Genomic DNA, 21,899 nt, shown 5'->3' with positions numbered 1-21,899 from the left:
TCAGCCTGCGTTAAAGCCGAGCGAGAACCGGAGGTTCCGCACCGCCACACCGTTGGCGTGGGTCACCTTGATGCTGACGCTCTGCCCGGCGGCTACGGCGGCTGTGTCCACGGCGTCGCTGCACGTGGTGGCGGCGGTGGCGATGGAGCAAGTCAACGAAGACGCTGATCCGTTCACCATCACTGTGACGCTTACGGCTGGGCCGCTGCTGACGTTCGCCGTCAGTCCCTTGATGGTTCCAGCTCTCGGCATGACGATCGCAGCGTCGGACTCGGCTGCCGCGATGCCCGAACTGCCGGAGAGGGGCACATAGCCGGTTGTATCGGAGGGATCGATGAATCGCACTGATCCGGTGAAGACCGGGGGTGGCCCATCAAGGCCGGCAACGCCCTGGGCACCCTGAGCACCTGTGGCACCCGTGGCGCCGTTTGTGCCGGCAGCTCCTTGCGCTCCGGTTGCGCCTGTCGCACCGGTGGGGCCTTGGGGCCCGATCGGCCCTGCCGGCCCAATGAGGGATTGCCCAATTCCCGGCCAAGTGCCCGCGAACTTAGGTCCATACATTTTGTAGTCGGAAAGATTGAGGTAGAAGTCGCCGTCCTTGCCGATGCCGGCAGTTGGTGCGCTGGCTCCGCTCAGAACGCTGTTGCCGTCGGTTCCCGGAAGCCCATTGACCCCGGTAGCTCCGGTGTCTCCCTTGATGCCTTGGATGCCTTGAGCGCCGGTGGCGCCGGTCGCGCCTTGGGCGCCGGTAGCTCCGGTGGCGCCTGTGGCCCCGGTTGCGCCTTGGGCGCCGGTTGCGCCGGTCGCGCCTTGGGCGCCGGTGGCACCGTCCGCGCCTGCTGCTCCGGTGTCGCCCTTGAGGCCCTGCGCGCCGATTGCGCCTGCGGCTCCAGTGTCACCCTTAGCGCCCCGGGGGCCTGTGGCACCTGCGGCGCCTTGGGATCCAGCCGCACCTGTGTCGCCGGTGGCCCCCGTCGTACCAGTGTCACCCTGCGGACCCTGTACTCCCGCAGGACCCTGTACTCCCGCGGGACCCTGTGTTCCCGCAGGTCCAGGCGCGCCAGTCGGCCCGGCCGGTCCTGTGGCTCCAGTTGGGCCCGGCGCGCCAGTGGCGCCTGCGACTGAAACATTGGCGTCCTTGCCCCACGAAACTGCTACGGCGCCGTCACCGCAGGTTTTCTTTGCGTTTCCTTGGGAAACCGAGCTGATAGTTCCCTGTTGGGTGTCGAGGCATGCGCTGAATGTGCCGGAATCCGTGCTTCCGCTGGACGCGGTGCACCCGGTCGCGGCGATGGCAAGCATCAATCCCAAAGTTGAAAGTTGAATCTTGCGGGTGAGCGGCCACCGCCGGCCCTCCGAATTGGACGACAAAATCGCAGGACTCATCCTGGACCCCCTTGAGACCATGTTGTAACGAGGAATTCTGCCCCCAATACCGGCAGGTGACTGGCTGCCATGCTGCAATTCCTCGGAGTCCAGTCCATGTGAACAATATCACGCCCAATTGCCCTCATTCAGGGCAATTGGAGCGGTATTACCGCGCTTTATTGTGACGCCGTGGACCCGTCCTGAGTCCAAAGCTCTGTGATTCCAACGTTCGCCTGCCCCAGCAGATCGCGGAGGGTCGAGATGGAGAGCCCGACGACTGCGTGCGGATCGCCGTCGACCTTACGAATGAAAGCCCCGCCCAAGCCGTCGATCGTGAATGAACCGGCGCAGTGCAGGGGCTCGCCTGTCGCGATGTAGGCGTCGATGTCCTCCTCGCTCATCTCCGTGAAGTGGACCTCTGCGCTGGACACGGCACCGACGGTTGCGCCGGTTCCGTCGGCCGTCCCGCCGTCGTCGTCCATGTCGGCAGCGGTATCGCGACAGTCCACCAGCCAGTGCCCGGTGTGGAGGACGCCCTTGGAGCCGCTCATGCGCAGCATCCGTTCCTTCGCGATGTCCACGGTGTAGGGCTTGCCGTGCGATTCGCCGTCGAATTCGAACACGGAATCGCAGCCGATCACCAGGGCGCCCTCGGCATCGGGCAGGGAGGCGACAGCCTCGGCCTTGGCCCGGGCCAGGAGGAGCGCGGTGTCATGCGCGTCGGTCACGCCATACCGGGCTTGCACTGCATCCTCGTCCACATCCGAGACGAGTACTTCGTGGTGGATGCCGGCCTCCGTGAGGAGCTTGGTGCGGGCGGGGGACTGGGAAGCCAGGATCAATCGGGTCACGGCTCAAGCGTAGTACGCGACGTCACCCTCCGACGCTCGCTCACTAATAGGCCCAAATCCCCGACGCTCCTTCACATCTGGGGCCACATCCCGAAACTCTCCTTCACATTTTGGCCCGGGTGAATTTAGAAGTGAGAGAGGGTTAGGGGAAAGGACGTTAAAGGTGAGCGGGCGTCGGTTCTGGACCCAGAACCGACGCCCGCTCAAACGTAAGCAGCCGCTTAGTGGACCAGCTCCTTGGCGACGCCTGCCGCCGTCGTGCGCTGCAGGTTGGCGCCTTCGACGTCGACGTCCGGCAGGATTCGGGACAGCCAGCCGGGCAGCCACCAGGCCTTTTCGCCCAGCAGGTACATCACGGCCGGAACAATGGTCATCCGCACCACAAACGCATCCACGAGCACGCCGAACGCCATGGCGAAACCGAGGGGCCGCACCATGGTCAGGTGGCTGAAGATGAAGCCGGCAAACACGCTGACCATGATGATGGCGGCGGCCGTGACCACGGCAGCGGCATGGCTGAAGCCGCTCCGGACGGCTTGCTTCGCGTTCTCGCCGTGCATGAACGATTCGCGCATGCCCGAGGTGATGAACACCTGGTAGTCCATGGCCAGGCCGAACAGCACGCCAATCAGGATGATCGGCAGGAAGCTCAGCACGGCTCCCGGGTTGGCGACGTCGAACACTGTGCCCAGCCATCCCCACTGGTATACGGCCACCACAGCGCCGAACGCTGCCGCGAGCGAGAGCAGGAAGCCGCCAGTGGCGAGCAACGGAACGACGATCGAGCGGAACACCAGGAGAAGCAGGACAAGCGAGAGCCCGACGACGATCGCCAAGTAGGGTGGCAAGGCCGCACCGAGCTTCGCGGAGACGTCGATATTGCCGGCTGTCTGCCCCGTCAGCCCAATGGTGGCGCCTGTGGCCTGCTGGATTTCGGAACCCTTCGCGCGCAGTTCCGAGACCACCTGGACGGTGCTCGCACTGGCGGGCCCGTCCTTGGGGATGACCTGGAAAACGGCCGTGCGGTGATCCTGGCTGAGGGCTACCGGTACGGCCGCCACGACGTTGTCGACGCCGCGCAGTTTGTCCGCGACGTCGAACTGCTTGGCCTTGGCCTGGTCGTCGCTGAGCCCGGACGGGAAGGTGCCGACGACCACGATGGGACCGGTCATTCCTTCGCCGAAGCTCGTCCGGGTGAGGTCGTAGGCCTTGAACGCTTGCGAGTCGACCGGTTCCGAACCGCCGTCGGGCAGGGCCAGCCGAAGCTGGGAGGCCGGTAGGGCCAGCACGCCGAGCAGCGCGACGCCAGCAAGCAGCGAGACCACAGGATGGCGAGTCACGAGACCACCCCAGCCGCGGCTGCTCCGCCGCTGGTCCTCGGCACGGTCTTCCGAGACGTGGTCCGGCTCGGCGTTGTGGCGTTCGGCCTTGGCCCAGGCTCGCTTCGAGATCAGCTTGCGGCCCACAAGGGACAGCACCGCCGGGGTCAGGGTCAAAGAAACGACGACGGCGACCGCCACCGTTGCGGCGGCAGACAGGCCCATGACGGCGAGGAACGGGAGCCCGGGAACCACCAATGCGGCAAGCGCGATGACGACTGTGAGGCCGGCAAAAAGGACGGCGTTGCCCGAGGTGCCGGTGGCAAGTGCCACTGATTCCTCCGCGTCCATGCCCGAAAGCAATTGCCCGCGGTGTCGGTTGACGATGAAGAGCGAGTAGTCGATTCCAACAGCGAGGCCCAGCATGAGTGCGAGCATCGGGGAGATGGAGCTCATGTCGATGACGCCGGTGAGGGCAAAGGTTCCGCCGACACCCACGGCCACGCCAATGATCGCCATCAGGAGGGGTAGGCCTGCGGCGATGAGCGTTCCCAGCATCACGATGAGGGCGATGGCCGCCACAGCGATGCCGATGATTTCGGAGACACCAAACAACTGGGAGACGTCTTCCGTGATTTCCTTGCTGGCCAGTGCGGTGACACCTGCTGAGGAGACTCCGTGGACAATGTCTTGGACTTGCTGCCGGACTGCGGGGGTCAGGCCGTTGATGGAGGTCTTGAACTGGACCTGGGCGATTGCCGCTTTGCCGTCTTCGGAGACAAAGCGCATGCCCTGGGAAGCTGTCACCTGGCGTTTGGCCAGTGCAAGGGCGGTGGCACCGTCGGCGGCTTGCTTTTGGCCCGCGTCGAGTTTTTGGCGTCCGGCCACCAGTTCGGCCTTCTGAGGGGCAAGTTGGGCCTCAATCTGCGCCGCTGGCATCCCGGCCGCGGTCATTTGCTGCTCGGCGGCCTTAAGCTGGGCATCGCCAGCATCCAGGGTGGTCCGGGCCTTGTCCAACTCAGCCTGCCCGGCGGCAGCTTTCTGTTCCCCGGCAGCGAGATCTGACGGCGCTTTGTCCAGGGATGCTTGAGTCGTAAAGGGATTGACCGTGGACTGCACGTCCGGCAGTTTTTCCAGCCGGGCGAGGGCCGACGCAATGGCGTCCTTGCCGGCCTGGTTGAATCCGGCATCGCCGGCTTCGAAGACGATCCCGGCGGATCCGCCTGCGGAGGCAGGAAGTTCCTTCTTGAGTTTGTCCAGCATCTGCTGGGTTTCGGTGCCGGGGATCTGGAAGTTGTTGGACATGGTGCCGTGGAAGGCGGCTGCGGAGCCGCCGACGGCCACGAGCACGGCCAGCCACAGCGAGATCACCAGCCTACGGTGACGGTAGGAGAACTTGCCAAGGCGGTAGAGCAGGAGTGCCATATCGGAACCGATCTGTCGGTGTGGTTATGCCTGGTGTTGCGTGTCAGCCGAGGGCTCTGCGCCGTGGCGGGCCGTGGCATGGGAAGCCGTTGCAGCCGTGAAGCCTGAACCGAGCAGGCCTATTGCGTCGATCAAGTGCTGACGCAGGTTTGCCAAGGATTCAGGGGAAAGATCCGGGCCGTGTTGTTCGAACCACACGCTCATTGCTGCCTTGCCGCAGGAAATGATGGATCCGGCCAAGGCCCGCAAATAGAGCTCGTTGGTGTCCGGTCCCAAGCGGTGCCGGGCGGCGTCGATGATCTGCGTGGTGCAGTGGTCCCAAGCTTCGAGTTCGGAGCGTGCCAAGGCCCGGTTGTCCTGGGTCAGGCTGAAGAGCTCGGCCATGGGGGAGACCGTCATGGGGTCAGCCAATGCCATCAGGGCGGCGCGGGCGGATTCGAGGATAGGTTCACCTGACGGGCGCAAGCGGAACTGTTCCAGCGCATGGTCCAGGAAGCCCTCGGTCACGGAGGCCAAGGCGGCTTCGAGGCTGGGGAAATAGTTGAAGAACGTCCGCCGGGATACGCCGGCCTCTTCCGCGATGTCCTCCACCGTGAAATTTCCAACTCCCTCGCTGCGCAACACGGCGAGGGCCGCGTCAGCGATCGCTTGGCGGGTGGCCAGTTTGTTCTGTTCCCGGCGCGAGGGGAGCGCAGCGGTTTCGAGAGTGCTCACTTAGTTACACTAAGTGCAACTTTGCACTCTGGGCAAGTTAAATCTTCGCTCGCCAGAGCAACCGGCCGGAGACGCTTGTGCGTCGCCGGCCGTTGTTGACTGCTTTACTGCTGGAAAGGTTGCTGGGGAGAGTGCGGAGGGGGCTGCTGGAACTGTCCGGGCGCTGGCGGTGCCGGCGGCGGCGTTTGTCCCGGCGTCGCGGGCTGCTGGGCGGATTGCTGAGCTGCGGCGCTGGTCAAGTAGATCGATTGTCCTGTGGCACCGGGCTCGCCTTCGGCCAAGGGGATGGCGAAGACCGCGGTGCCATAGGCGCACACCTCGGTCCAGTTGCCGCCCATCTCGGACGTGTCGAAGCGCATGGCCACGATCGCGTTGGCGCCACGCTGCTGCGCCTCGTTGACCATGCGGGCCATGACTTCCTGGCGGCTCTCATAGAGGGCCTTGGTCATTTCGGGCAGTTCGCCGCCGCCGAGGGAGCGGAAACCTGCCATCACTTGGGCGCCGATATCCCGGGAGCGGACGGTGAGGCCCATGACTTCGCCAAAGACCGCGTCGATCCTGTGGCCCGGAATCTTGTTTGAGGTGACGATCAGCATGGACAGAGCCTATCCAGAATTCACCCGTTCGCACCGTTAAAAGGACGAATCCCTAGGGCATTACCCGGGGATTCGTCCTTGCGATGGTGGGCCTCCGCTAGGCCTTGGCGTCCGCGAGTTCGCGACTCTTGTCAGCCGGCTCCGAAGAGACTGCGTCGTCCTCAGTGGCGAATGCCTTTCCCTTGCGGGGCGCGTTGTAGAGCGATTCGTCCAGGATGCCCTGGCGTTTGGCGACGATAGCGGGAACCAGAGCCTGTCCGGCCACGTTGACAGCTGTGCGGCCCATGTCCAGGATGGGGTCGATGGCCAGGAGAAGCCCGACGCCGGCGAGCGGCAGTCCCAGCGTGGACAGGGTCAGGGTGAGCATGACCACGGCGCCCGTGGTGCCCGCAGTTGCCGCAGAACCAAGAACCGAAACCACCACGATCAGCAGGTACTGGCTGATGTCCAGGTTGACGCCGAAGAACTGGGCCACGAAGATCGCGGCAACGGCCGGGTAGACGGCTGCGCAACCGTCCATCTTGGTTGTCGCTCCCAGTGGGACGGCGAATGAAGCGTAGCCCTGGGGAACGCCGAGGTTGCGCTCCGTGACGCGCTGCGTGAGCGGCAGCGTGCCGATCGAGGAGCGCGAGACGAACGCCAGCTGCACGGCCGGCCACACGCCCGAGAAGTACTGCTTGACGGACAGTCCATGGGTCTTGACCAGGATGGGGTAGACCACGAACAGCACCAGGGCAAGGCCTACGTAGATCGCCACTGTGAACTTGCCAAGCGAGCCAATGGTGTCCCAACCGTAGACTGCCACAGCGTTACCGATCAGGCCGATGGTGCCCAGCGGGGCGATCCGGATGATCCACCAGAGGACCTTCTGGATGACGGCCAGGGCGGAGGCATTGAGGTTCAGGAACGGTTCGGCTTGCTTGCCGACCTTGAGGGCTGCGACTCCGACGGCGATGGCGATCACCAGGATCTGCAGGACGTTGAAGCTGACCGAAGTGCTCGCGACGCCGTTGGTAACGGTGGTGCTAGCGCCCAGGCCCAGGAAGTTCTTCGGGAACAGGCCGGTGAGGAATGCCCACCAGTCGCCGGTGGTCCCGGCATATTCGGCCTTCTTGGTGATGCCCGTACCGGCGCCCGGCTGCAGGAGCACGCCTAGTCCGATGCCGATCAGCACCGCGATGAGCGAGGTGATGGCAAACCAGAGCAGGGTGTTCCACGCCAGCCTAGCCGCATTGGACACCTGGCGAAGGTTCGCGATGGAACTCACCACGGCGGTGAAGATCAAGGGCACGACGGCGGTCTGCAGCAGCGAGACGTAGCTGGAACCGATGGTTTGCAATGTGGCGCCGAGTCCGTTGGGAGCCGTCTTGGTGCTGCCGGTGGCCTTGGCCAAAAGGCCGAGCGCCAGGCCGATCACCAGGGCCGCGATGATCTGGACGCCGAAGGACGTTGCCCACTTGGGAAGCCGGGACGCAGTCTTGCCGGCGGAAGTCAAAGTGTTGGATGAATTGCTCACCGGAACAAACTAGGCCCCGACAAATACCACCGCGACCCGACGTTGAGAAATGTTACGTTCTCAAATTCGAGCAACTACCCAAGAAGCTTGCGAATTCGCCGCCGATTCACCCATTTATGAAGTTATTCCCAGACGGAATGTGGGAAAGATCTCGTATGGTCAACCCATCTAGTCCCCACCGCCACCCTCGCCTCGCAAGGTCGGCCAGGGAACCCTGGCGGCGTGGGCCCCCGCATTTGTTGTCGTTTTGAGCGTTCAAAACGACAACAAATGCGAGTCAGTTGGGTCACCCCAGCAAAGCGCGCTTGAGCGTATCCAGGCCAACAGAGCCGATGTTCAGCGCGTCTGTGTGGAAGGACTTCAGGTCAAAGCCGTCGCGGCGCTCAAGTTCAGCCCGGATCTTCTCCCACAACCGTTGGCCTACCTTGTACGACGGGGCCTGCCCCGGCCAGCCGAGGTATCGGGTGAATTCGAACTGGAGCTGGCCCGCGCTGATGGGAAGGTTGGCCTTCAGGAATTCGAAGCCCTTTTCCGATGTCCATGGGCCGCTGCCCCAACGCTCCGGTACTTCCAGCTCAAGGTGGACGCCGATATCGAACACCACGCGGGCTGCGCGCATGCGCTGCATGTCCAGCATGCCCATGTGGTCGCCTGGATCCTTAAGGTAGCCGAGCTCCAGCATGAGCTTCTCGGCGTACAGGGCCCAGCCTTCGCCGTGTCCGGAGACCCAGCAGACGTTGCGCCGCCAGTTGTTAAGGAGCTCGCGGCGGTAGACGGCGGTGGCCACCTGGAGGTGGTGACCGGGCACGCCTTCGTGGAAGACCGTGGTGGTCTCGGCCCAAGTGGTGAACGTGTCTTCGCCTGCGGGGACGGACCACCACATGYGGCCAGGCCGGGAGAAGTCGTCCGAGGGGCCGGTGTAGTAGATGCCGCCTTCGTCTGTGGGCGCGATACGGCATTCGAGCGTCTTCATGATGTCGGGGATGTCGAAGTGGACGTCAGCCAGTTCGGATACTGCGCGGTCGGAGAGTTCCTGCATCCAGGCTTTGAGGGCATCGGTGCCCTTGATCTGCCGGCCTGGATCGTTGTCGAGGATTGCTTTGGCCTCCTCGATGGATGCGCCGGGCTTGATTTGCTCGGCCACGCGCTCCTGCTCGGCGATGAGCCTGTCGAGTTCCTGCACACCCCAGGCGTAGGTTTCCTCCAGGTCCACTGTCGCTCCAAGGAAGGAACGCGAGGCAAGAGCGTAGCGCTCGCGGCCCACGGCGTCCTTTTCCGGCGCAAAGGGCAGGAGCTCTGCTTGGAGGAAGGCGGCCAGGCGCGAGTATGCGGACCGCGCGACGGCGGTACCGGCGTCGAGCTTTTCCTGCAGTTCCGCCGGCAGCGGCTGGCCGTCGATGGCGGCTCCGGAGGCTAGCTTGGCGAAGAAGCCGTCCTGGGCCGCGTATTTGCTGGTCTGTTCGATGACGATCTTGACTTGGCGGACCGCGGAGACTTTTCCTGCGTTCAGGGCGGAACGCAGCGAGGCGATGTACCCATCGATCGCCGCTGGAACGTTGGCCGCCCGGCCGGCGATGTGCTCCCAGTGTTCGGCTGTGTCGGTGGGCATGAGGTCGAAGATCGCGCGGATGGTTTGGGCCGGAGATTCGATGTTGTTCAGCTCCGCGGCGTCCCAGCCGGACTCGTGGATCTCGAGTGCCAAGCCTAGCCGTTCGCGCATCGCGTCAAGGGTGATGACATCGGAGGCGTCCGTGGGTTCGAGGGCGGCCAGCTCGTCGAGCGTTCGGCGTGCTGCCTTGGCGAATGCAGCCGCGCCCGCGGGCGAGAAATCCTGGTACTCGGTTTCGTGTCCGGGCAGGCCGAGCGTGGTGGCGAGGCTCGGGTTAAGGGCAAGGAGGGTGTCCGTGTAGGCGTCGGCGACTGCGTCGATGGCAGTCTGGAGGCGTGCCGGAACTGTGTTAGGAGTAGTCACTCCAAGAGCCTAACCGCGACAAGAATCTTGTGAAAGGGTTGTTGCACTCTTCGGCCAACCCAACTGGCTGGCATTTAATGTCGTTCTGAGCCTTCAAAACGACATTAAATGCGACTCAGTTGGGTACCGCGGAACCTAGCCCCGACTCCGCTTCCAGGCGCCCGGCCCCGGGGTGGGGTCCAGGCGCAGTTGCTGCCGCCGCAGCCAGTGCCGGGTGCTGAGTTTTGGGGTCTCGGCTTCCTCCGGCGCTTCGAGGGAGGCGACGACGGCGGCAAGCGCCGCGAGCTCTTCCGGCGTCGGGCTTCCCTTGACCACTGAAAGCAACGGCTCGGCCGGCCTCGCACCAGTGGAATCAGGCCCGGAGTCTGGAAGGTTCTGTTCGACGCTCACAGGGGGATGTTTCCGTGCTTCTTGGTGGGCAGGCTGGCGCGCTTGTCGCGGAGGGCGCGGAGGCCCTTGATGATCTGCAGGCGCGTCTCCGACGGCGCGATGACGGCGTCCACGTAGCCCAGCTCGGCTGCCTGGTAGGGGTTGAGGAGTTCTTCCTCGTACTGGCGGATGATCTCGGCACGCTTGCCCTCGACGTTGCCACCGGCCTCGGCAACGGCGGCAAGATCGCGGCGGTACAGGATGTTGACGGCACCCTGGGCGCCCATGACGCCGATCTGTGCCGTGGGCCAGGCCAGATTGAGGTCTGCGCCGAGCTTCTTGGATCCCATCACGATGTACGCTCCGCCGTAGGCCTTGCGGGTGATGACCGTCAGCTTGGGCACGGTGGCTTCGGCGTAGGCGTAAAGCAGCTTGGCACCGCGGCGGATGATGCCCTGGAATTCCTGGTCTTTGCCGGGCAGGAAGCCGGGGACGTCCACCAAAGTGATGATGGGAACGTTGAAGGCATCGCAATGGCGGACAAAGCGGGCGGCCTTTTCCGAGGCGGAGATGTCCAGCGTGCCGGCGAACTGCATGGGCTGGTTGGCCACGATACCGACGGTGTGGCCTTCAACCCGGCCATAGCCGATGATCACGTTGGGGGCATAGAGCGACTGCATTTCGAGGAAATGGGCGTCATCCACGATCTGCTCGATGACCTTGCGCATGTCATAGGGCTGGTTGGCCGAGTCCGGGATGAGAGCGTCCAGGGCGAGGTCGTCGTCGTCGAGCTCTAGTTCTTGCTCGTGCTCCAGGACGGGTGCCTCGGAGAGGTTGTTGGACGGCAGGAAATCCAGGAGTTCGCGGACGAACTCGATCGCGTCCGCTTCGTCGCTGGCGAGGTATGTGGAAGTGCCGGTGGTGGCGTTGTGCTGGCGCGCACCGCCAAGGGTTTCCATGTCCACGTCTTCGCCGGTGACGGTTTTGATGACGTCAGGGCCGGTGATGAACATATGGGAGGTCTTGTCCACCATCACCACGTAGTCGGTGAGGGCGGGGGAGTAGGCGGCGCCGCCGGCGCACGGGCCCATGATGAGGGAAATCTGGGGGACGACGCCGGAAGAGTGGACGTTGTTCCGGAAGATGTCGGCGAACATCGCCAGCGAGGCGACGCCTTCCTGGATGCGCGCGCCGCCACCGTCGTTGATGCCCACCATCGGGCAGCCGTTGCGGAGGGCGAATTCCTGGACCTTGACGATCTTCTCGCCGTTGACCTGGCTCAGGGAACCGCCGTAGACGCTGAACTCCTGGCTGTAGATGGCAACGAGGCGGCCGTCGACAGTGCCATAGCCCGAGACGACGCCGTCGCCGAGGGGCTTTTTCTTTTCCATGCCGAACGCGGTGGAGCGGTGGACTGCCAAGGCGTCGAATTCTACAAAGGAGTCTTCATCGAGGAGCATGTCGATGCGTTCGCGGGCGGTGTTCTTGCCGCGGGCATGCTGTTTCTCGATGGCTTCGGGGCCGGAAGGTTGTTCTGCACGGGCCTGGCGGTCGCGGAAGTCGGCAATCTTTCCCGCTGTCGTTGTCAGATCGTGGCTCATCAAATGTCTCCGGCTCTGTAGCTGATTTACGCTGGCACTGCTTCGTTAGGCATGCGCTCTTAAGTAGCATCCGTACAAAGTGCGGGCCCTGTTGGCTAGTCTAATGACGCAAAAGCCACAGACCGCTGTAGAAACCCTACAATTTTCCGACTTCAAGTCGAGCATCAAGCAATGTTACTCGCCGGTAACATAGTTGGGCTACAGTGTCCTCATGACCTCAAGCAACGACGCTTCTGCAAACCCTGCCCTTCCTTACCAGGCGCGTGGATCACTGAGGGGCCGCACCATCCTGATGTCCGGCGGCAGCCGAGGCATCGGCTTGGCAATCGCCACCCGCGCGGCCCGCGACGGCGCCAACATCGTTCTCATGGCCAAGACCGGAGAACCCCACCCCAAGCTGCAAGGCACGGTCTTCACGGCTGCCGAGCAATTGGAAGCAGCCGGCGGCCAAGCGCTGCCGCTCGTCGGGGATGTCCGCAACGACGGCGACGTTGCCGCGGCGGTTGCCGCCGCCGTCGAACGCTTTGGCGGGATCGACGTCGTGGTCAACAACGCTTCGGCGATCGACCTCTCCCGCACTGACGCGATTGACATGAAGCGCTATGACCTCATGCAGGACATCAACGTCCGTGGCACCTTTTTGCTGTCCAAGCTCGCGCTGCCCGCCCTGCGGAAATCCGGCAATTCCCACATCCTGACTCTTTCTCCGCCCTTGAACCTTGATCCGAAGTGGGCTGGCATGCACCTTGCCTACACCATGGCCAAGTACGGCATGAGCCTCACCACGCTGGGCCTCGCCGAAGAACTCAAGAACGACGGCGTGGCGGTCAACTCCTTGTGGCCCTGCACGCTGATCGACACCGCCGCCATCCGAAATATGCCGGGCGGGGAACAGATTGTCCAAGCCGCCCGAGGCCCTGAAATCATGGCCGACGCGGCCCACGCCGTCCTGACCGGGTCACACTTGACCGCAGGCTCGGCCGGTTCAACCAGCAAAACCGGCAACTTCTACACGGACGAACAGGTACTCAGGGCCGCAGGGGTCACAGACTTCACGCCCTACAGCCTGGGAGCCCCGGAGGAGAAGCTGGTGGCCGACATCTTCCTCTAAGCGGACATCTTCTTCCGGGACCAGCTTGGCTGGATAGGATTCTGTCTATGGACGCCGAACAGCCTGCCAGCAGCGAACCACGTGACCCGCGTTTGGGCCTGGACCGCGATGCCCTGCTTCACCCCGAGTTCCTCGCGGCCGCTGGTATTTCGCAACTGAAGATTGTCGAGACCACCGGCTCCACCAATGCCGATCTGCTGCGCGCTGTCACCACGGAACCCAAGGAGTGGACCGACCTCGCGGTCCTCACCGCCGAGCACCAGACGGCGGCGCGGGGCAGGCTCGACCGTCACTGGGAGGCTCCTGCCCGCTCGGCGATCTCCGTTTCGATCGTCCTGCGTCCCGTCAATTCCCAAGGCTTGCCTGTTGCGACCCAAAGCTACTCCTGGCTGTCCCTGCTGGGTGCGCTTGCCTTGCGGGAGACGCTCCTGGAAACGGCTGGCCTTCCCGCCGAGATCAAGTGGCCCAACGACGTCCTGGTGCGCGGCAAGAAGATCGCAGGAATCCTCGCCCAGATGGGGCCGATGGGGGACGGAACAGTTCCCGCCGTGATCCTGGGTACCGGCCTCAACGTGACGCTCCGCGGGGATGAATTGCCTGTCCCTACGGCGACGTCCCTCCTGCTCGAGGGCGCCACCACTACGGACCGCACCGTGATTCTCCAGAACTATTTGTCACGTTTCGCAGCGCTCTACCGCAGTTTCTGCAATGCCGACGGCGACCCGACTGCGGGATTGGCTGGCGGCTCGTCCCTGCACAAGCGGGTGGAAGCTGTCATGGTCACCTTGGGACGCGAAGTGAAAGCCCATCTGCCCGGCGACCTCGAGTTGGTGGGGCATGCGTCCAGGTTGGATGAGTATGGTTCCCTTTTGGTGGTGGACCATGGTGGCCGCGAGCACGTGGTGACCGCCGGCGACGTCGTCCACCTGAGGGCCACAGAAAGCGGTTATGCGTAGAGAGCTCCTGCGTGGGGAGCAAGTCATCGTGATCACGCGGCAGCAGCCAAGGATGCTCTTTGGTCCCGTCCTGGCATTCATACTGGTCCCCGCTGCGGCGGCCTTCGCCTGTGCATGGATAGTCAAAGGCGGACCGGCCAAGTTGCTTCCCGTCATCACGAGTGAGTGGACCCCATGGCTGGTGGGCGCGTGCCTGGCTATTGTGGCGATCGTGCTGCTCGGTTACAGCCTCCCCGCGTTCATTCGCTGGCGTGGCATACGGTACATCCTGACCAGCGGACGGATAGTTGCCCGTTTTGGAATGCTTCGGAGGGGCGACTGGCAGGTGCCGTTGGTCGCGGTGCGCAGCGTGGGGATCAAACAATCGCTGCTCCAACGGATATTGCGCTCCGGGAATATATCCTTGGATACCGGGCACCCCGGCGACGCCGTTCTTGCGGATGTCCCGGAGGTGGGCAAATTCAGGAGTTTCATCCTGGAAGCCATGGCCGAGCTTCCGGCGGGTGCCAGGTTTGAGCCCGGCGCGGTGACGGGGACTGACGGTGTTACCGAGTACCCGAATGAAGCGTTGCCCTGGGATGTGAGAGAAGGTGGAAGAGATGAGCGTTGACGAGCAGGAGCCTGAGTACATGGACCACGAGCCCGACGCCGTGCCCGAACCTTCCGTGGGCCCCGCCGCAACGGGGGTCCTCCCCGTCGTGTCCCCGCCCACCGGCGCCCTGTCAGCCGAGCGGCTGGCCATCAAGGCGCTTGAAAGCAGGTTGCTAGGGGGCGAACGCAAACTCCGGCGACGTGAAGTGGCTGCGGGTGCAGGTGTCTCCTTGCTGTCCGCCCGCAAACTGTGGCGCGCGCTGGGTTTCCCCAACTTCGGAGACCAAGACGTAGCATTCACGGAGCGCGACCTCGCCGCGCTGTCCACCATTCTTGATCTTGTCCGTGCTGGCAAGCTCACCGAGGAAGCCGCCATTTCCGTGACGCGTGCCATCGGCCAAATGACCGACCGCATGGTGGTGTGGCAGGTCGAGGCGTTGATCGAGGACATGGTGGTGCAACAAGGCATCCCCGATGCGGTTGCTCGCAAGCAGTTGGTCAATGAACTGCCCAACCTCGTGGATGCCATGGAAGAGATCCTCTTGTACTCGTGGCGCCGCCAAATGAACGCCGGCGTGCAGCGCTTGGCCGTCCGCGCCGAAGCCGGCTTGCAGGCCAGCGAGGCGGGCCGCGAAGGCGACGAAGACGACGCCCCCTTGCCCTTGGCGCGCGCCGTGGGCTTTGCCGACCTTGTCTCCTACACGAGCCTGTCCCGCCGCATGAACGAGAAGACCCTGGCCCAGCTGGTCCAGCGCTTCGAGAACAAGTGCGCGGAGATCATTTCCATCGGCGGCGGACGCCTCGTCAAGACGGTCGGCGACGAAGTCCTCTACATTGCCGAGACGCCGGCCGCCGGCGCTGAAATCTCCTTGGCGCTCGCTCAGGCCTTCACCGAAGACGAAATCCTGCCCGAAGCCCGCGTGGCCATGGTCTGGGGACGGATCCTTTCCCGGCTCGGCGACATCTACGGCCCCACCGTCAACCTCGCGGCCCGCCTCACCGCGCTGGCGGAACCGGGAACGGTCCTGGTCGATGAGATGACGGCGGCAGCCCTGGGCCAGGACGAACGTTTCGTCCTGGTTCCCCAAACCGCTGAGAACGTTCGTGGCTTCGGGGAGATCCTCCCCGTCCGGCTTGCACGCGGCCTTGGCAAAGGCCTGGTTCTCGACTGATCCGGGAGAGGCGCTCATGGGGAGTCCTCCCCATGGCGTGCCCCGGGAACTTCGGCCTACGCTGGATTGCCTTCGTGGTTAGGCCGCTCTTGGAATAGCAGGGTCTCACATGCGATAGTCGTAGGGACTCAATTCCGCCGCCGTATGGGGGTACGGCGGAATCTCACGAGCACCGGCGCAAGCCGCAAAGTTCGAGGGCCGCCTGGGGGTGGCTGTGATGCAAGGGATTGAAACGCTGTGACGGCATTATTCGGCAAGTGGGGGCTCAAGAAGCGCCGAAGCAAGTTCATCACCATCACCGGTCTTACGGCGGCAACTGCGTTGCTTGTGACCGGTGCCGTACTGTACCCGGGATTCAAGACAGCCGAGGTTGATCTTAACGACGGCGGCGTCTGGGTGGTCAGCAAAACCAAGAACGCCGTGGGACGGTTGAACTATCCCTCCAAAGTCCTCGACGGCGCCGTCACCCCGGCCAGTACCAACTTCGATGTCCTCCAGGATGCCGGCGAAGTTTTCGTTGATGACGGCTCGGGGTCCACCATCAACCAAGTGTCCGCAGCGAACATGCGTCTCGGCGGCGACAAACAATTGCCGCCTTCCTCTGAAGTGAGTTTCGGTTCCCGGGTGCTGTCTGTGACGGATCCCGTCCGGGGGAAGGTGTGGGCACTGTCCCCATCCACGGTCAACGCTTTCAACGAGGGATCCACCGACGCCGTCCTTCTAGGTTCGGCAGGGACGGTTTCCGCGGTAGGAACCGACAACCGCATCTACAGTGCAGACCCGCAGAAAGGCGAGGTCACGGTCACAACGGTGGACGCCAACGGTGAAAAGACGGACGCCCAAGTGACCCGGATTGAGGAACTCAAGGGAGCAGGAGACCTCCAGATAGCAGTGGTGGGGGACGAGCCCGTGATCCTGGATGCTGCACGCGCGAACCTTTTCCTGCCGGGCGGTCGCCGTCTTTCGCTGCAGGATGCCCGCGATGCCAAGCTTCAGCAAAGCGGCGCAGAAAGCGGTTTCGTGGCCATTGCCACCCAAAAGGCGCTCATCAAGCAGCCGCTCGATGGCTCCACAGCTGCCACCGTGACCTTCGATGGGCAGGGCATTCCCGCCGTGCCGGTCCAGGTTTCGGGCTGCGTACATGCGGCTTGGGCAGGCGCCAACAAGTACATCCGCGATTGCGCCAATGATGCTGACGACAAGAACGTGGACGTTCCGAAGGCCAGCTCGGCCCCAAGCTACGTCTTCCGGGTCAACCGCGATCTGGTGGTGCTCAACGACGTGAACTCGGGCAACGTCTGGTTGGTCAACCAGAACATGCAGCTCGTCAACAATTGGGATGATGTGGTCCCGCCCAAGAATCAGTCCAACGACCAGGACAAGGATTCTGCGGATAACAACACTATCAACGTCCTGCCGGACCGTACCAAGCCCAATAGGCCGCCCGAAACCAAGCCCGATGAGTTTGGTGTGCGGCCCGGGCGCACCACCGTCCTTGGTGTGCTGGATAACGATACGGACCCCGACGGCGATGTACTCACCGCCTCGGTAGGCGGCAACGGCACTAAATCGGGCGTCCTGGAGAGCATTTACGGCGGCTCGGCCTTCCAACTAACCGTGCCCGCCGATGCCAAGCCGGGTACGGAAACCTTCGACTACAGCGCCGCGGACGGCCGCGGGCTGTCCGCGAGCGGAAAGGTCACGCTCCACGTCGTGGGCCCCGACGAGAACAAAGCCCCGGTCTTCAAGCGCTCCGATCCCACCACGTTGCTGGTCGAGCAGGGCAAGACGGTGAGCCAGAACATTCTTTCTGACTGGATGGACCCGGACGGCGACGACCTTGTCCTGATGGATGCCAAAGCCGACAACGAACAGGACCAGGTCAAGATCCGCAGGGACGGGCTCCTGACTTACCAGGATTCGGGGGCCACACCGGGTAAGAAAAACGTCACCGTCACCGTGTGGGATGGCCGCGCCACCACAACCGGCCGCGTGGTGGTCAACGTCCAGCCTCCCGGCGCCCTCGCTCCGGTGGTCAACGCCGATCACGTCACCGCCGTCGTCGGGCAGGATCTGGTGATCTCGCCGCTGAAGAACGACGTCGACCCCAACGGCGGCGCCTTGCGGCTCGCCCATGTGGAGGCCGCGGGGCCGGCGGAACTCGGTCCCGTGACCGACGGCGGAACGTTCACCTTCCGCAGTTCCACTCCGGGACCGGTGTACTTGAGCTACATTGCGAGCAATGGCCCGCAGAGCAGCCAAGGCCTCATCCGCGTCGATGTGGAATCCGGCAAAGATACCGGTTCGCCCGTGGCCGTGCATGATGTGGCCCTTTTGCCGGTAGGTGGCAGCGTCCTCGTGGATCCGCTCGCGAACGATTCCGACCCATCCGGAGGAGTGCTGGTCCTGCAGTCGGTCTCGCTGCCGGAGAACAGCACCGTCTCGGTCAACGTGATCGACCATAGCGTGCTCCGCGTCAGCGACATCGTGGGCACCAAGGAACCGCTTGTCTTCCACTACACGATGTCCAACGGCCGCAAGTCAGCCACCGGAACGGTATCCGTCGTCCCGGTGCCGGCTCCTGCCGTCGTGGAGGCTCCGCAGCCCAAGCCTGACGAAGTCAACGTTCGGGTCAACGACGTCGTCACCATTCCCGTTCTTGCCAACGACACCCACCCGCAAGGCGAGAAACTCTCGGTGGATCCTGTGCTCGCCCAGCCCATTCCCGAAGCGGACGGCAAGGCATTCGTCTCCGAAGACACCTTGCGGTTTATCGCCGGTCCCGTTCCAAAGACCGTGCGCGCCATCTACAACGCCGTGGATCCGCAAGGACAGAAGAGCGCGGCCGCTGTGACCATCCACGTCCTTCCCCTTGAAGGGGCCACGAATTCGCGGCCCCAGCCGCAGAACCTTACTGCCCGCGTGGTGGCCGGTGGCACCGTCAGGATTCCAGCGCCCTTGGACGGCATCGACCCCGACGGCGATTCCGTCCAGCTGACCGGAATCGACAGCACTCCCGGCATGGGAACCGCGACTGTGGGCAGCAACTTCATCGACTTCGTGGCCGCCGGCGACGGTGCGGGCACGGACACCTTCCGCTACAAGGTGGTCGACCGGCAAGGAGCAGTCAACACCGGAACCGTGACGGTGGGCATTGCTCCTCGCGGCGACGAGAACCACAAGCCCGCCCCTGTGGACGACGAGGTGAACGTCCGCCCAGGCCGGCAAATCGCGGTGGACGCCCTTGCCAACGACACCGATCCTGACGGCGACCCCATCGGAATCAAGGGCGACAGCATCGAGGCCGACCCCGCCCTGCAGGCCCACGTCAGCAAGAGCAGCGGAAGGATCCTGTTGACGGCGCCCAACAAAGAGGGCACGGTCAACGTCGGGTATTCCGTGGTTGATGACCGCGGCGCGGTGGGAGACGCAAGCATCCGCGTGATCGTCAAGAATGACATCCCGCTGCGGGCGCCCATCGCCCGCGACGACCGCGTGACATCCGCCCAGACCCTTGGCAAGACCGCCGTCGACGTGCCTGTCCTGAAGAATGACGAAGATCCCGACGGCGTCGGCGAGAATCTCAAGGTCTCCACGGACGCCGCAACGGCCAAACCCGGCCCCGACGGCCACGTCGTGGTGCAGCTGACCGAAAAGCCCCAGCTGATTCCCTACACGGTGGAAGACGTGGACGGTTTGAAGGCCACAGCGATCATTTGGGTTCCGGGCGTTGGGCAACAGATCCCGACCCTGGCAAAGGACGACATTATCGAGATGCTCGCCGGCCAGTCCGTTACGGCGGATCTTGGAGAATGGGTGAAAGTCCGCGAAGGGCACAGCCCACGCCTGACACAGACTGACCGGATCAAGCTCATCGGTGCCGATGACGGGGACCCCGTGGCCAACAACGGCACCGCGATCAAGTACACCGCAGGCAAGGACTATGTGGGTCCGGGCTCCATCACCTTCGAAGTCACCGACGGCTCCGGCCCCGACGATCCCAATGGCTTGAAGTCCATCTTGAGTATCCGCACCAAGGTTCTCCCGGACCCGAACACTAACCATCCGCCCACCTTGCTGGGCAGCAGCATTGAGGTTCCACAAAGCGACACTGTGGGAACCGATTTGGCGAAGCTCACCTCGGACCCTGACCAAGACGACGTCCAGAAGATGCGCTACGAGATTGTCGGCGGCAGCCCTGCGGGCTTCACCGTTGGCATCGAAGGCCAGACCTTGAGGGCCTCAGCCGACAACGGGACTCGCCCCGGGACCAATGGAACCGTCCAGGTCAAGGCCAAAGATCCGCGCGGACTTGAAGCGACGGCAAGCTACAAACTCAGCGCGACGGCGTCGAACCGCCCCAAAGCGGTAGCCAACGACGACGTCGAGCCCAATGCGGCGGCCGGAAAACCGGTCACCATCAATGTCGTGGACAACGATTCCAATCCCTTCCCGGAAACGCCGCTGAAAGTTGTCAGCGTTGCAACTGAAACGGGCCAAGGAACTGCGGCGATCAGTGGAAACTCGGTGACGGTAAACCCAGCCTCGGGCTTCACCGGCACCATGGTGGTTTCGTACACGGTGGCGGACAAAACCGAGGAAACGTCCCGCTATGCCACCGCACGGATTCGCCTGACCGTCAAAGACAAGCCCCTTGCACCCACAACTCCCCAAGCACAGAGCGTGGGGGATAGCACCGCCTTGCTCAACTGGAACGCTCCGGCGGACCGCGGTGCACCCATCACCAAGTACACGGTGCGCGGAGAACGCTTCCAACAGGATTGCCCGGCCAATACGTGCACCCTCAACGGGCTGAGCAACAACGTGAAATACCACTTCACTGTGACCGCCACCAACGAGTTCGGTGAATCCGCGCCATCGGCGGCCTCAGCGGAAGTTCGGCCGGACGTGAAGCCGGACACCCCGGCTGCTCCGGTTTTGAAGTTCGGCGACAAGCAGCTCACCGTGACCTGGGTGGCTCCTGCCAGCAAGGGTTCGCCCATCAAGTCCTACGACCTCGAGATCTCGCCCGCGCCCCCAGGTCAAAACCCGCAGATCCAGAACCTGGCATCTGCCAGCTACGTCTGGAAGGGACTGCAGAACGGCGTTTCATACAAGGTGCGGGTCCTGGCACGCAATGATGCCAAGGAACCCTCGGAATGGAGTCCGTATTCCGCGGCAGAGGTTCCCGCCGGGGTACCGGCCACGCCGTCGGCGCCTATGGTCTCGGGTGCACAACCAGTCGGGACCCAGAGCCAGTTGCGGGTCAGCTGGAGTCCACCCAACAACAACGGCGACGCCGTCTCCTCCTACACGCTGACCACGCTGCGGGGCGGCGCCGTCGTCGCCACCCAACAAGTGCCGGCAACGTCGCAGAACGTGGTGGTGGATAACTCAGAGGCGGACTACACATTCACGGTGTCCGCCACGAACAAGGCCGGGACGAGTCCTACGAGCCCGGGCTCGGCGCCCATCCGGGCGGCAGGCAAACCTGGCACCGTCAATAGCGGGACGGTCACGGCTCCCGGCAACAGCGGACAGCTCGACGTGACGTTCACCCCGTTGACCGCCGCGCAACGCAATGGCTCCCAGGAAACCGAGATCCGCTACAGCTACACGTCGAGCACCGGCCAATCCGGCTCCATCGCAGCAGGCGGGGGCACTATTTCCGGCCTGCCGAATGGGCAGAGTGTCACGATTAATATCATTGCCACATCCATCAAGAACAACTTCTCCGGGGACTCCAAAGCGATCGGCACAGCCAATCCGTATGGCCCTCCGAACGCTCCGAATGTGGATGGCCAACAATCCCGTGCAGGCGATCAATCCGTGCACTGGACTTGGAACAACCCGGCGGCCAACGGCCGGAACATTCAGCGCTTCGAAGTGAGCTACGACGGCGGAGCCTGGACATCAGTTGGGCTAGCCAACAACGACGACCGCAACACAGGCAATTGGAATGTCACCAAGCAGCTTCGCGTCCGCGCGTGCTCGGTGGACTGCGGGCCGGCCGGAAGTGCCTCGGCGACATCGGGAGCTGATCCTGTGCCGCCCTTGTCCACCATCCAGGTCAAGGCCGCCGATCAGCGCAGTTGCCCGGGGAAACCGGGGCAGCCTGATTCGTTTTCTCCCAACCCCCCGAGTTGCGGGGTCGGTTGGGTGGAGCGGTCCTGGGGTCCTATCCAAGTTCAATGCTGGTCGAATATCTACGGCAACAGCACAAAGTGGTATCTCATGACCAACCAGGCGAAATCCGGCTGGTACGTGAAGGAGACAACCATCGACCTCGTCAGCGGCAACTGGCCAGGCAAATGCTAGCCCACGAATAGCCCCATGCC

At 63.7% G+C, this 21,899-nt stretch carries 14 protein-coding genes; 5 read left to right on the top strand and 9 right to left on the bottom strand.

The genetic code is table 11. The features are described 5' to 3' along the window. From AC1DLO_RS08945 to AC1DLO_RS08905, 9 genes are all read right to left on the bottom strand, one after another. Nucleotides 1-1,302, bottom strand: coding sequence for a collagen-like domain-containing protein (locus AC1DLO_RS08945; protein ID WP_476889264.1), 1,302 nt, complete (start codon nucleotides 1,300-1,302; stop codon nucleotides 1-3). Nucleotides 1,303-1,544: 242 nt separating this feature from the next. Further along, a complete protein-coding gene (locus AC1DLO_RS08940) occupies nucleotides 1,545-2,219 on the bottom strand; it encodes a Maf family protein (protein ID WP_184736191.1) in 675 nt (224 codons plus the stop codon). A gap of 221 nt (nucleotides 2,220-2,440) precedes the next feature. Further along, nucleotides 2,441-4,963, bottom strand: a complete 2,523-nt coding sequence (locus AC1DLO_RS08935; RefSeq protein WP_184736189.1) for an MMPL family transporter — start codon at nucleotides 4,961-4,963, stop codon at nucleotides 2,441-2,443. Nucleotides 4,964-4,987: 24 nt separating this feature from the next. Beyond that, nucleotides 4,988-5,677 carry a TetR/AcrR family transcriptional regulator gene (locus tag AC1DLO_RS08930; RefSeq protein ID WP_476889263.1) on the bottom strand — a complete coding sequence of 230 codons (690 nt, stop codon included), beginning with the start codon at nucleotides 5,675-5,677 and terminating at the stop codon, nucleotides 4,988-4,990. 104 nt (nucleotides 5,678-5,781) lie between these two features. Next, on the bottom strand, nucleotides 5,782-6,273 hold the full coding sequence (locus AC1DLO_RS08925) for a YbjQ family protein (RefSeq protein ID WP_476889262.1): 492 nt from the start codon (nucleotides 6,271-6,273) through the stop codon (nucleotides 5,782-5,784). 97 nt (nucleotides 6,274-6,370) lie between these two features. After that, on the bottom strand, nucleotides 6,371-7,789 hold the full coding sequence (locus AC1DLO_RS08920; protein WP_476889261.1) for a dicarboxylate/amino acid:cation symporter: 1,419 nt from the start codon (nucleotides 7,787-7,789) through the stop codon (nucleotides 6,371-6,373). 286 nt (nucleotides 7,790-8,075) lie between these two features. Further along, complete coding sequence (locus AC1DLO_RS08915; protein WP_476914459.1) at nucleotides 8,076-9,761, bottom strand: DUF885 domain-containing protein; 1,686 nt, start codon at nucleotides 9,759-9,761, stop codon at nucleotides 8,076-8,078. Nucleotides 9,762-9,896: 135 nt separating this feature from the next. Continuing rightward, nucleotides 9,897-10,151 (bottom strand): acyl-CoA carboxylase epsilon subunit, encoded by a 255-nt coding sequence (locus tag AC1DLO_RS08910; RefSeq protein WP_476889259.1) that lies wholly within the window; start codon nucleotides 10,149-10,151, stop codon nucleotides 9,897-9,899. Further along, entirely contained in the window at nucleotides 10,148-11,731 is a 1,584-nt protein-coding gene (locus tag AC1DLO_RS08905) for an acyl-CoA carboxylase subunit beta (protein WP_476889258.1), read from the bottom strand. The genes AC1DLO_RS08910 and AC1DLO_RS08905 overlap by 4 nt, the downstream gene beginning before the upstream one ends. A 211-nt stretch (nucleotides 11,732-11,942) precedes the next feature. Between AC1DLO_RS08905 and AC1DLO_RS08900 the strand changes: the two genes are divergently transcribed. The 5 genes from AC1DLO_RS08900 to AC1DLO_RS08880 all read left to right on the top strand — a co-directional run bounded on the left by AC1DLO_RS08900 (nucleotide 11,943) and on the right by AC1DLO_RS08880 (nucleotide 21,879). Continuing rightward, nucleotides 11,943-12,842 carry an SDR family oxidoreductase gene (locus AC1DLO_RS08900; RefSeq protein WP_184736175.1) on the top strand — a complete coding sequence of 300 codons (900 nt, stop codon included), beginning with the start codon at nucleotides 11,943-11,945 and terminating at the stop codon, nucleotides 12,840-12,842. A gap of 47 nt (nucleotides 12,843-12,889) precedes the next feature. After that, the gene (locus AC1DLO_RS08895) at nucleotides 12,890-13,798 is read left to right on the top strand and encodes a biotin--[acetyl-CoA-carboxylase] ligase (protein WP_184736173.1); all 909 of its coding nucleotides are present in this window, start codon (nucleotides 12,890-12,892) and stop codon (nucleotides 13,796-13,798) included. Then, complete coding sequence (locus AC1DLO_RS08890) at nucleotides 13,791-14,408, top strand: PH domain-containing protein (protein ID WP_476889257.1); 618 nt, start codon at nucleotides 13,791-13,793, stop codon at nucleotides 14,406-14,408. The genes AC1DLO_RS08895 and AC1DLO_RS08890 overlap by 8 nt, the downstream gene beginning before the upstream one ends. Beyond that, a complete protein-coding gene (locus AC1DLO_RS08885) occupies nucleotides 14,398-15,561 on the top strand; it encodes an adenylate/guanylate cyclase domain-containing protein (protein ID WP_476889256.1) in 1,164 nt (387 codons plus the stop codon). The genes AC1DLO_RS08890 and AC1DLO_RS08885 overlap by 11 nt, the downstream gene beginning before the upstream one ends. Before the next feature lie 237 nt (nucleotides 15,562-15,798). Beyond that, nucleotides 15,799-21,879 carry an Ig-like domain-containing protein gene (locus AC1DLO_RS08880; protein ID WP_476889255.1) on the top strand — a complete coding sequence of 2,027 codons (6,081 nt, stop codon included), beginning with the start codon at nucleotides 15,799-15,801 and terminating at the stop codon, nucleotides 21,877-21,879. Nucleotides 21,880-21,899 lie beyond the last annotated feature (20 nt).

This window comes from Arthrobacter sp. 01T419, from assembly GCF_056398865.1.
Note: the sequence above shows the minus strand (reverse complement) of the source record. Positions and strands in the feature narration are given on the sequence as shown.